This is a genomic window from Streptomyces griseoloalbus (assembly GCA_014650015.1).
GTDB lineage: Bacteria > Actinomycetota > Actinomycetes > Streptomycetales > Streptomycetaceae > Streptomyces > Streptomyces griseoloalbus.
In genome coordinates this window covers 257,553-269,335 of the sequence record BMUD01000009.1, presented here as the reverse complement: position 1 = coordinate 269,335, position 11,783 = coordinate 257,553, and the positions used below count along the sequence as shown (strand labels likewise).

The 11,783-nt window shown below is 69.9% G+C and carries 9 protein-coding genes; 4 read left to right on the top strand and 5 right to left on the bottom strand.

The genetic code is table 11. The features are described 5' to 3' along the window. Positions 1 to 131 precede the first annotated feature (131 nt). Positions 132 to 1,166 (bottom strand): LacI family DNA-binding transcriptional regulator, encoded by a 1,035-nt coding sequence (locus IE178_RS16585; RefSeq protein WP_193512832.1) that lies wholly within the window; start codon positions 1,164 to 1,166, stop codon positions 132 to 134. Further along, positions 1,163 to 3,550, bottom strand: coding sequence for a glycoside hydrolase family 2 protein (locus IE178_RS16580; protein ID WP_193512831.1), 2,388 nt, complete (start codon positions 3,548 to 3,550; stop codon positions 1,163 to 1,165). The genes IE178_RS16585 and IE178_RS16580 overlap by 4 nt, the downstream gene beginning before the upstream one ends. A 151-nt stretch (positions 3,551 to 3,701) precedes the next feature. Here IE178_RS16580 and IE178_RS16575 point away from each other — a divergent pair, with 151 nt between their 5' ends. From IE178_RS16575 to IE178_RS16565, 3 genes are read left to right on the top strand one after another with little or no spacing between them, the layout of a single operon-like run. Then, the gene (locus tag IE178_RS16575; RefSeq protein WP_193512830.1) at positions 3,702 to 5,018 is read left to right on the top strand and encodes an ABC transporter substrate-binding protein; all 1,317 of its coding nucleotides are present in this window, start codon (positions 3,702 to 3,704) and stop codon (positions 5,016 to 5,018) included. After that, positions 5,018 to 5,971, top strand: a complete 954-nt coding sequence (locus IE178_RS16570) for a carbohydrate ABC transporter permease (RefSeq protein WP_193512829.1) — start codon at positions 5,018 to 5,020, stop codon at positions 5,969 to 5,971. The genes IE178_RS16575 and IE178_RS16570 overlap by 1 nt, the downstream gene beginning before the upstream one ends. Further along, positions 5,968 to 6,798: a carbohydrate ABC transporter permease gene (locus IE178_RS16565; protein ID WP_193512828.1), complete on the top strand. Its 831-nt coding sequence runs from the start codon at positions 5,968 to 5,970 to the stop codon at positions 6,796 to 6,798. The genes IE178_RS16570 and IE178_RS16565 overlap by 4 nt, the downstream gene beginning before the upstream one ends. 118 nt (positions 6,799 to 6,916) lie before the next feature. On the opposite strand, the gene IE178_RS16560 is transcribed toward IE178_RS16565, so the two are convergent. The 3 genes from IE178_RS16560 to IE178_RS16550 form a co-directional block, all read right to left on the bottom strand. After that, positions 6,917 to 8,200: a ribonuclease D gene (locus IE178_RS16560; RefSeq protein ID WP_193512827.1), complete on the bottom strand. Its 1,284-nt coding sequence runs from the start codon at positions 8,198 to 8,200 to the stop codon at positions 6,917 to 6,919. A gap of 785 nt (positions 8,201 to 8,985) precedes the next feature. Next, positions 8,986 to 9,240 carry a hypothetical protein gene (locus IE178_RS16555; protein WP_184761809.1) on the bottom strand — a complete coding sequence of 85 codons (255 nt, stop codon included), beginning with the start codon at positions 9,238 to 9,240 and terminating at the stop codon, positions 8,986 to 8,988. Positions 9,241 to 10,285: 1,045 nt separating this feature from the next. Beyond that, positions 10,286 to 10,543 (bottom strand): hypothetical protein, encoded by a 258-nt coding sequence (locus tag IE178_RS16550; protein WP_193512864.1) that lies wholly within the window; start codon positions 10,541 to 10,543, stop codon positions 10,286 to 10,288. A 441-nt stretch (positions 10,544 to 10,984) separates the two neighbouring features. On the opposite strand from IE178_RS16550, the gene IE178_RS16545 reads away from it, so the two are divergent. Continuing rightward, the gene (locus IE178_RS16545) at positions 10,985 to 11,368 is read left to right on the top strand and encodes a hypothetical protein (protein WP_193512826.1); all 384 of its coding nucleotides are present in this window, start codon (positions 10,985 to 10,987) and stop codon (positions 11,366 to 11,368) included. Positions 11,369 to 11,783: the final 415 nt, after the last annotated feature.

The window sequence follows — 11,783 nt, the reverse complement described above, 5'->3', positions numbered from 1 at the left end:
CCAGGGTGCGGGATGCTGAGCGCTTGCTTACAGGCCATGCTACTTGTGGGTAACGTGACTGCACAGTCCCGTCGGCTGGAGCGGTGAACATCACACGTCCGGCCGTGCCCGGTGGGGGTACCGTCCCCGCATCACGGTGGGGCGGTGGAGCCCCGCGGGGTCAGGACCGGGGTGGCGACCGGGTGGGACCCCGGCCCCTCCCCGGTGATCGCCCCGAACAGCGTCCGCGCCACCTCCGCACCGAACCCGTGCACATCATGGCTCATCGCGGAGAGCGTGGGATGGGTCAGCCGGCACAGCTGCGAGTCGTCCCACGCCAGCAGCGACACGTCGTCGGGAACCCGCAGCCCCATCTCCGCCGCCACCGACAGACCGGCCACCGCCATGATGTCGTTGTCGTACACGATCGCCGTCGGCCGGTCCGCCGGCGCGGCCGTCAGCAGCGAGCGGGTCGCCCGCGCGCCCGCGTCCCCCGAGAAGTCGGTGGCCACCTGCCAGGCCCGGCCGGCCGGCTCCAGTGTCCGGACCGCCTCGTCGAACGCGGTCGTACGGATCGAGGTGTGCCCGAGTGCCGCCGCGCCGCCGACCCGGGCGATCCGCCGGTGCCCCAGCGCCGCCAGATACCGCACGGCCTCGGTCACCGCGGTGGCGTCGTCCGTCCATACGGACGTCAGCCCGCCCGTCAGCGTCGGGTGCCCGACGGCGACCACCGGCAGCCCGAGCCGCTGGGCCACGGCCGGGCGGGGGTCGTCGGCGCGGAAGTCCACCAGGATCGACCCGCCGATCTGCCGCCCCCGCCACCAGGACTCCATCAGCCCGGTCTCCTCGTCCGGGCTGCGCACCAGCCGCAGCAGCAGTGAGCAGGACCGCTCGACCAGGACGCTCTCCACCCCGGAGATGAACTCCATGTAGAAGGGCTCCAGGCCGAGCAGCCGGGCGGGCCGGCACACGGCGAGCCCCACCACGTCCACCCGCGAACCGGCCAGGGTCCGCGCGGTCGGGCTCGGCGCCCACCCCAGCTCCCGCGCCGCCCGGAAGATCCGGTCCCGGGTGGCCTGCGACAGGCCCGGCTTCTGGTTGAAGGCGAGGGACACGGCCCCCTTGGACACACCGGCGCGCGCGGCGACGTCCTTGATGGTGACGCGAGCGGGCGGCGTCGCCGTCATCGAGTGGGCTCCACGCAGTACAGGGCGGAACGGGCGGTGTCCGGGTCCGCAGTCTTCCAGCCCCGCACCCCGATGGTCACCTCTTCCCCGGGCAGCAGCGTCACCAGCCCCCGGTCGGCCCGCGCGTCCGGGTCCAGCCGGTCCGCCTGGAGCAGCAGATCCCGGACCAGCGTGCGGGCCGTCACCGTGATCCCGTCCGGCGCGAGCGCGACCTCGAACTCCGGTTGCGGGTAGGGGATGTCCCGGTCCGGTGCGGGGAAGTGCAGCGCCCGCAGACCGTCCGCGTCGGCGACGAGGAACTCCTTGGGGCCGACGGGGACCAGGTCCTCGGGGACCGCCACCTCGGCCACCGTCCGCCCCTCGGCGGCCAGTGCCGGGCTCGCCTCACCGATCACCGTGCCCTCGACGGACATCCGGCGCAGCCGCAGCGTGCCGTGCCAGCGCCCGGCGGCCTGGTTGACCGCCGCCACCAGCAGGCCGTCACCGTCACCCCGCCCGCGCACGGTCAGCAGCCGGTCCGCGTACAGCCGCCGCAGCTCGTGGTAGAGCGGCTTCTCCCGTCCGTCCCCGTCGATCGCGGCCCAGGACGTCACCGGCCAGCAGTCGTTGAGCTGCCACACCACCGTGCCCGCGCACACCGGCCAGTGCGAGCGCCAGTGCTCGATCCCGGCGGCGATCGCCCGCGCCTGGTTGACCTGCGTCAGATAGTGCCAGCGGTCGAAGTCCCCCTCCGGCACGGCGAAGTGGCGGGCCAGCCCGCGCTCCAGCTTGCCGTTGCCGTCGTCGGCCTTCTGGTGGTGCAGCATGCCGGGCGAGTCCGGCGCGAGCTCCTCCCCGGGCAGCGCCCGCCGCACCGTGGCGTACGCGGGCGGCGCCTGCCAGCCGAACTCGGCCACGAAACGGGGGACGTTCAGCCGGTAGTCGGCGTAGTCGGTGCGGTTCCACACCTCCCAGGAGTGATGCGTACCGTGCGCCGGATCGTTCGGGTGGTGCTGCCAGGACCCGGACCAGGGACTGCCCGCCGTGTACGGCCGGGTCGGATCCAACTCGGCCACCACGCGCGGCAGCACGCCCAGGTAGTAGCCCTCGCCCCAGGAGTCCCCGGCCAGCCCCGGCTCCCAGTCCCAGTCCCGGAAGCCCCACAGGTTCTCGTTGTTGCCGTTCCACAGCACCAGCGACGGATGAGGCATCAGCCGTACGACGTTCTCCCGGGCCTCCGCCTCCACCTCCCCGCGCAGCGGCTGCTCCTCGGGGTAGGCCGCGCAGGCGAAGGGGAAGTCCTGCCAGACCAGCAGCCCCAACTCGTCGCAGGCGTCGTAGAAGTCCTCGCTCTCGTAGATCCCGCCGCCCCAGACACGGACGAGGTCCACACCCGCTCCGGCCGCCTGCTCAAGCCGCCGCCGGTACCGCTCCCGGGTGATCCGGGACGGGAAGACGTCGTCCGGGATCCAGTTGACGCCCCGCGCGAACAGCCGTTCGCCGTTGACCACCAGCGTGAACCCGGTTCCGTGCGCGTCGGCCGAGGTGTCCAGCTCCAGCGTCCGGAACCCGATCCGGCGCCGCCACACGTCCAGCGGGTCCTCACCGTGCAGAAGCGTCAACTCCACCTCGTACATGGGCTGTTCGCCGTACCCGCGGGGCCACCACAGCCGTGCGTCCGGCACCTCGAGCCGTACGGTCCCGTGCGTCCCGTCGATCTTCGCGCGGGCGCGCACGCCGCCGACGCTCGCCTCGACGGTGAGCGGCGCCTCGACCCGGGAGCGCTCCACGTCGACGGCCAGCTCGACCCGCCCCACGCCGTCCTCGACGGTGACCAGCGGGCGCACCCGGGACATCCGGGCCGTCGACCAGCGCTCCAGCCGCACCGGCCGCCAGATCCCGGCCGTGACCAGCGTCGGCCCCCAGTCCCAGCCGAACGAGCAGGCCATCTTGCGTACGTACTGGTAGGGCTCGGCGTAGGCGCCGGGCCGCTCGCCCAGCGTGCCGCGCACCGCCTCCGCCTCGGCGTAGGCGGAGGCGAACCGCACCGCGAGCCGGCCACTCAGCCCGGTCACGTCGAAACGGTACGAGCGGTGCATGTTCCGTACCCGGCCCAGCGACCGGCCGTCGAGCAGGATCTCGGCGACGGTGTCGAGTCCGTCGAAGACGAGATCCGTCTGCTCGTGCGCGGTGGACGCGGCCGTCAGATCCGTCTCGTACGTCCAGTCCCGCCGGCCCACCCACTCCACCTCCGCCTCGTTCCGGCCGAGGAACGGATCGGGGATCAGCCCGGCCGCCAGCAGATCGGTGTGCACACACCCCGGCACCGAAGCGGGGAGCGCGTCCCCCGTGCCGTCCGGGTGTCGCAGGATCCATCCGTCGGTGAGTGGTGTGACCTGACGCATGCACACTCCCTAAACCGGTTCATCCGTGCCTGGGCAACGTTTTGGCACCGTTGGCGCAATAGAGACTTTACCGGTTCAGTGAGGTGCTGCCAGAGTGCCGAACCAGCCAAGCCACTCGTGCTCGTCCGCCCCGTGAACGGAGCTGGTGCACATGAACCGACGCAAGGTACTCGCCGGATCGATCGCCGTCCTCGCCCTCCTGGCCTCGGCCTGCACGGGCACGGGAGGCTCCTCGAAGGGCGCGGACGCCGAGGCGCCCGACGACCCGTCCGAGGCCAAGGGGTCCATCACGGTCCTCACCCACCGGACCGACCTGGTGCAGGACGGGACGATGAAGAAGTACGCCGCCGAGTTCAACAAGACCCACCCCGGCGTGAAGGTCGAGTTCGACGCCCTCACCGACTACGAGGGCGAGGTCAAGATCCGTATGAACACGGAGAACTACGGCGACGTCCTGATGATCCCCGCGGTGATCGAGAAGAAGGACTACCCGACGTTCTTCGCCTCCCTGGGCAGCAAGGCGGAACGCAGCGCCAAGTACCGCTTCACCGACTACTCCACCGTCGACGGCAAGGTCTACGGCCAGAGCCCCATCGGCGTCGTCCCCGGCTTCATCTACAACAAGAAGGTCTGGAGCGAGGCCGGCGTCACCGACTGGCCCACCACCCCCGCAGACTTCCTCGCCGACCTGAAGGCGATCAGGTCGAAGACCGACGCGGTGCCGTACTACACCAACTTCAAGGACATGTGGCCCCTGACCCAGTGGACCAACGTCAACGGCTCCGTCGGCTGCGACACGAACGCCACCACGAAGCTCGCCGAGGGAGATCCCTGGGCGCGGGGCGCCGACCTGCGCGTGGCCGACACCCTCCTCCACGACATCGTGCGCGCCGGCCTCGTGGAGAAGGACCCGACCACCACCAACTGGGAGGCCTCCAAGCCGAGGCTGGCCAAGGGCGAGATCGCCACCATGTGGCTCGGCTCCTGGGCCGTCGTCCAGATGCGGGACGCGGCGAAGCAGGCCGGCACCGACCCCGCCGACATCGGCTTCATGCCCTTCCCCGCGCAGCAGGACGGCGCCTTCTGCGCGGTGACCTCCCCGGACTACCAGCAGGCCGTCAACGTCAACTCCGACAACAAGGAAGCCGCCCGCGCCTGGATCGACTGGTTCACCGACAGGTCCGGCTACGCGGAGGCCAACCTCGCCCTGTCCCCGCTGAAGGACGCCCCGCTGCCCGACGTGCTGAAGCCGTACGAGGAGCAGGGCGTGAAGCTGATCGACCTCGACGACACCAAGGGCGCCGAGGTGAAGTCCATCGACAACCAGTCCGAGGTCGGCATCTACAAGCCCGACTACCGCCAGGAACTCGTCGACCTGGCCCGCGGCGCACGCAAGGGCAGCCTCGACGACTTCCTGAGCGACCTCGGCAAGCGGTGGGCCGAGGCGCGCGCTTCCCTGGGGTCCTGATGGCGGACACCACCCGCAAGGCGGCGCGGCCGGTACCCCCGGCCGCGTCCGCCGGGCCGAAGCGCGCGGCACGCGCCTCGCGCCGCACCCGGTTCTCGCGCCGCCTCACTCCCTGGCTCTTCCTGATCGCCCCGCTGGCCCTGCTCCTGACCTTCACCTACGCGCCGATCGCCAACATGGTGGCGTACAGCTTCACCGACTGGGACGGCGTCAGCCCGGAGCTGACCTACACGGGCACCGAGAACTACACCGAACTCCTCACACGCTCCGAGCTGTTCGAGGTGTTCTTCGTCAGCGGCTACTACCTCGTCGCCTCCGTGGTGCAGATCGTCGCCGCCCTCTACTTCGCCACGCTCCTCAGCTTCGACGTCCGCTTCCGGAACTTCTTCAAGGGCGTGCTGTTCTTCCCGTACCTGATCAACGGGGTGGCGATCGGCTTCGTCTTCCTCTACTTCTTCCAGGACGGCGGCACCCTCGACTCCGTACTGGGCCTCCTCGGCGTCGAGACCGACCACGCCTGGCTGGGCACGCCGTTCTCCGCGAACACCTCACTCGCCGGCGTCTCCGTCTGGCGCTACACGGGCCTGAACTTCGTGCTGTTCCTCGGCGCCATCCAGTCCATCCCGGGCGAGCTGTACGAGGCGGCCGAGATCGACGGCGCCGGCCGCTGGCACCAGTTCCGGCACATCATCGCGCCCGGCATCAAACCCGTGCTGAGCCTGAGCGTGATCCTTTCCGTCTCCGGCTCGCTGTCGGTCTTCGAGATCCCGTACATCATGACCGGCGGCGCCACCGGCACCGAGACCTTCGTGATCCAGACGGTGAAGCTGGCCTTCCAGTTCAACAAGACGGGGCTCGCCTCGGCCGCCGCCGTCGTACTGCTGCTGATCGTCCTGGCGGTCACCTGGGTGCAGCGGCGCATCGTCCCCGACGAGAAGGTGGACCTCGTATGACCCGCCGTACCGTGGCCCGCACCCTCGTGTACCTGTCGCTGATCCTCGCGACGCTGGTCGTGCTGCTGCCGCTCGCCGTGGTCTTCCTGACCTCGCTGAAGTCCTCGAAGGAGATGGCGAACGGCAGCGGGGCGCTGGCGCTTCCCGACGACCCGCTGAACCTCGACAACTACGTGACCGCGTTCCGGGACGGCCAGATGCTGTCCGCCTTCGGCAACACGGCGATCATCCTCGTCGTCGCCGTCGGCGGCACGATCCTCATCGGCTCGATGACGGCGTACGCCATCGACCGCTTCCACTTCCGCTTCAAGAAGCTGGTCGTGACGCTGTTCCTGCTCGCCGCGCTGGTCCCCGGGGTGACCACCCAGGTGGCGACCTTCCAGATCGTCAACAGTTTCGGCATGTTCGACAGCCTGTGGGCGCCGATCGCGCTCTACATGGGCACCGACATCGTGTCGATCTACATCTTCCTGCAGTTCATCCGATCCATCCCCATCTCGCTGGACGAGGCGGCGCGACTGGACGGTGCCAACGCCTTCGCCGTCTACCGCAAGGTGATCTTCCCGCTGCTCAAGCCGGCGATCGCGACGGTGGTGATCGTGAAGGGGATCAACGTCTACAACGACTTCTACATCCCCTTCCTCTACATGCCCTCCGAGGATCTTGGCGTGATCTCGACGTCCCTGTTCCGCTTCAAGGGCCCCTTCGGAGCGCACTGGGAGACGATCTCGGCGGGCGCGATCCTGGTCATCCTCCCCACCTTGATCGTCTTCCTCTTCCTCCAGCGCTTCATCTACAACGGCTTCATGAGGGGGGCGACGAAGTAGCGCCCCCGGAAAGGAACGCCAGGGGCAGCCCTCTCAGGGACGCGGGGCCGAGTCGTGCGGCTCCGCCCCGCGGGTGCGACGGGCCACCCACGACCCGCACCCGCCGTACGGCGACTGCCTAGGCCGATGCCAACGCCGCGACCAGCACGGGCGTGACCTGCTCCACCTGCCATGCCCGGGCCCCGTAGGCGGCCAGCGCGGCGGCGACCGACTCCGCGTCGGCCGGCTTCGGCGGCTCCCAGCAAACGCGCCGCACGGTGTCCGGCGTGATCAGGTTCTCCTGCGGCATGTTCAGCCGTTCGGCCAGCGCACTCACGCCCGCCCGGGCCGCGGACAGCCGCGCCGCGGCTTCCGGGTCCTTGTCGGCCCACGCGCGCGGCGGCGGGGGACCGGTCACCGGCTGACCGGGCTGGGGCAGCTGGGACTCGCTCAGCGCCTTGGCCCGGTCGACGGCCGCCTGCCACTGCTCCAGCTGGCGCCGCCCCACGCGCTGCCCGAACCCGTTCAGCGCGGCCAGGGCGTGGACGTTGGCGGGCACGGCGAGCGCGGCCTCCACGATGGCCGCGTCCGAGAGCACCTTGCCGGGGGAGACGTCCCGGCGCTGGGCGATCCGGTCGCGGGTCTGCCACAGCTCCCGGACGACGGCCATCTGCCGGCGCCGGCGGACCTTGTGCATGCCGGAGGTGCGCCGCCAGGGGTCCTTGCGGGGCTCCGGCGGCGGTGCCGAGGCGATCGCGTCGAACTCCTGCCGGGCCCACTCCAGCTTGCCCTGCCGGTCCAGTTCCTTCTCCAGCGCGTCCCTGAGGTCGACGAGCAGTTCGACGTCGAGGGCGGCGTAGCGCAGCCAGGGCTCGGGCAGCGGGCGGGTGGACCAGTCGACGGCGGAGTGGCCCTTCTCCAGTACGAAACCGAGCACGTTCTCGACCATCGCGCCGAGGCCCACCCGGGGGAACCCGGCCAGGCGTCCGGCGAGCTCGGTGTCGAAGAGACGGGTGGGCACCATGCCTATCTCGCGCAGACAGGGCAGGTCCTGGGTGGCAGCGTGCAGCACCCACTCGACGCCGGACAGCGCCTCGCCCAGACCGGACAGGTCGGGGCAGGCGACGGGGTCGATCAGCGCGCTGCCCGCTCCTTCGCGGCGCAGCTGGACGAGGTAGGCGCGCTGGCCGTAGCGGTAGCCGGAGGCGCGCTCGGCGTCCACGGCGACGGGTCCGGTGCCCGCGGCGAAGGCCGCGATCACCTCGGCGAGGGCGGCCTCGTCCGCGATCACGGGCGGAATGCCCTCGCGGGGTTCGAGCAAGGGGATCGGCGCCTCGGTAGCAGAAGATCCGCCGTCGTCCGGAGGGGCGCCTCCGGTGGTTCGCAGGGAACTGTCTGCTGCGGTGTCGTGGGCGTCGGTCACCTGTCAAGGGTATCCGTACGGGCGGGCGCCTGACCTGCCCCTCCGCACAGGAGCTGGGCTGACCAGCGAAAACAGGCCTCCGTGATTCTTGTCGTCGCGCAGCGCTGCCCGCCGCCGTGTGCCTCACCGCGCACCGGTGAGGAAGCGGTCGTCACGACCGACATCGAGTGCGCCGACGGCGTGGCCTGCGCGATCACCCTTGCGGGGGCCTCGTTCGCCGGGGACAGGGGGGATCCTTGGCGAGCGGCGGCGCCACCGATCACCTGGTCCAGGGCCTTCGGCTGCCCCGGTCGTGTTTCCCGCCGAAGAACGGTCGGGCGACCAGGCGTGCGACGCGCCGGGCGCGATGCCGCACCGGCTCGCTGAGGAGTGACGCGGCAGTCGACACACGGCGAAGGCCGCCATCCCCGATGCGGAAAGTGGCGGCCTTGCCCGCGGACGGCGGTGCAGGCGTCGGCAGGCTGCCGACCAGGACACCGTCCTCCCCACGAGCCGATGGTGGTGACCGAGTCGCTTCGACGACTCGATGCTGAGGGTCGCCTCGCTGGTCGTGGGTACGCGGCAGGGCCTCCGGGCGGTGCTCGATCGGATCCGATAAGCCCCGAACCACCAGGAGGCCCTGCCTTCACGCATAAGCGACCAAGGCGCTCACCCGAGCTCCGATCCGTTCGCATCACCTTCTGCCGCCATCGCTGGGCGAGGCGTGCTGACGGTGGCACCGGTCAACTAGCCGGGGCCGCCCGTCGGAGTGATCACGGATGCGGCGACTCGAAGTGGCGGCTTGGTCAGCTGCAGGACGCGTTGCCGCCCGCGCCACCCATGCCGTCGCCGGCGCTGTTCATCTGGTCGCCGATGAGGTTGATGTTCAGGGCGTTGATGCCGATACCGCCGCTGGCCGAGCCGCCCGAGCCGCCGACGGCCTGACACACGTCCACGCCGTGGTTGGTGGACATGCCGCCGGCCTGAGCGGTGCCCGCACCGAGGGTGCCGACCGATCCGAGCATGGCGACCACGACGAACGCCTTCTGATACTTGCGCATCAAGTCTCCTACTTGTGCGATGAGGATCGGGTGTGATCCTCATGTGGTTGGAAAAAAGATCATATGAGAGTTGATGTCGAAAACAAGCACATCACGCCGTTTGTACCCATTTAGGTCAACGCGCCTGTTGTGGTGGTGTGGAGCCGCCCGGCATCGGCGCGTTCCGCGACCCCGAGGGGCGTGGTCGAGTCGGGTGACGTGCCGGTGGTGGACGGTGTACCGGTTCTGTCGGTAGGTGATGAAGGGTCAGAAAAGTCGGTTTCCTGACCTATTTGTGCAGGAAAGATAGTATTGTCTGATCCGCCATGCGGTTTTCCTTCCGTTTCCCGTGATGGTGATGAAAGGGCGGGGCCCCTTCGGGCCCCGCCCTTGTGGCGTCTGGGGTTGCTTGGTGCTGGACCGGTGTTCTGGCTGACTGCTGATCAGTTCAGGGGCGTGTTCGCGCCGTTCGCGGTGGCTGATGCGGGCCTGGCGTCGGCGCCGTCGTCGCCGGCGTGACCGGTGCAGGACGCGGCCGACCGGAGTGGGGCGTCGGTTGGTGCGGCGGGTGATCGGCCATCAGGACGGCCTCACGGTCGCCGAAGTCCTGGAAGGCGTGGTCGCGTCCAGCGCCGGACGTAGAGCGCGGCGAGGTCGGCTGCCGGGGGCGTGTCCGGGTCGAGGATCGTGGTCAGCGGCCGATGGACGGTGGCGCCTCGGTGTCCGCGCCGAGGGTCCTGACCGGGTGGTCGACCGACCGCGTGCGGACGCCCACAACCGAAGCAGGTCATGCCGCGACGGGTCCACCCTGTACCTGCCGTGTGGAACTGGCCGTTCACAGCAAGCAGGGCCTCCTGGTCGCTCTGCCTTGCGCAGTGTCGAGCTACCAAGAGGCCCTGCCTTGATGCGTCAACCGACGAAGAAGCCCATCAGAGCCGCAACCGCTCGGTCACCGGCCCCGTCATCGCCGGGACGACGAGGTTCTGACGGTGGCACCGGTCAACTGCCGGGGCCGCCCGCCGGGTGGCTGGTTGCCCGATTGCGGCACTCGGATGTGGCGATTCGGTCAGCAGGTGGCGCTGCCGCCCGCGCCACCGGCGCCGTTGCCCGCGCTGTTCGTCTGGTCGCCAAGGACGTTGATGTTCAGGAGGTTGACCCCGAGGCCGCCGGAACCCGAGCCGCCCGCGCCACCAACGGCCGTGCACACGGACGGGACACCCGAGCCGTCGTGGGACATGCCGCCGGCCTGAGCGGTGCCCGCACCGAGGGTGCCGACCGATCCGAGCATGGCGACCACGACGAACGCCTTCTGGTACTTGCGCATTTACTCTCCTACTGGTGCGAAGAGGATCGGTGCGATCCTCACATGGTTGGAATCATAGGAGAATTTCTATGAAAAGCAGGCATGTGACATTACTTTCGCCCGTCTAGACTATTATGTCCGACTTTATAGATCTTGGGATGTGTGGGCCCGCTGTCACGAACGGACTCGAGGGTCGTTGTGGTGTGTGACCGGTGCCGACGGCGCGGTGGGCCGGCGGATCCGCCGCGTCGGGTGCGACCGATGGCCGGCCGCAGTCCGTCCGCGCTGCCGGTGACGCCCTTTCCCGGGCGGTGAGCGCGGCCGGTGGTCCCGTCGCCTAGTGCATTCGGCTGGGCTTGGAGCGCGATGGGAGTAGTCGTGGTTCCCGCTCGCCGTCAGGCCCGCTTAGGCTGAGAAAGTCTGAAATATCCGCCGAAGAGAAGAGAATGAGATGGTGTCACGATGACCTCTGCCATCCGTACGCTGGCCGTTGCTGGTATCGCCGCGGCCGCAGCCGCGCTGTCCGCGTATGGCTCGGGAAACGCGTTGGCGTCAGTCGTGAACTGCGACGGATGCCGAGGCGGTCAGAGCGGACCACATGTCACCTACAACCAGTCCGGTAGCCAGCGTGGCCAGGACGGTGCCGATGCCCAGGGCAGCTACCGCCGGGTCGACGACAGCGGCAGCGGGAACGCTCAGGGCGGACAGGGAGGTTCTGGGACCGGGGGGGACGGGTGGAACTACGGGAACTACAGCACCGACCCGAACACCCAGCACACGGTCCAAGGGCAAGGCCAGGACGGGGCCGACGGCCGGGTGGAGACCCGCACCGGCAAGTCCACCTGAGCACGGGGGCTCCAGCGTACGGGGGCGCCACGGACCTCCGAACCGGGGTGGAAGCCCGATGACCGCCATGGACGCAGCCAGGGCCGTGGAGCGTCCGGCCCTGATCGGTCTTCACCGGGAGCCCGAGCACCGCATCGTCCAGTCCCGGGCGAGCGCGGACGAGTTGTACGGCGACGGTCGTCCTCCCGACTCCCGGCGGGCCGGCGACCATCAGTGCCCCACCTTCAGACCGCGGCGCATCGCTTCCGGCCCCTCATGGCGCGGGCGGTCTGGCCGGCCAGGTCGAGGACGAACGAGCCTCGGCCTGGCGCGGCATGCGGAAGTGCTCCGTTCCTCGGCACGCCGCCGAGCCCTCCCGGACTTCGGTCGGTCCGAGCGGGGCGATCGTTTTCCTCGGCGTCCTGCCTCTCCTCTT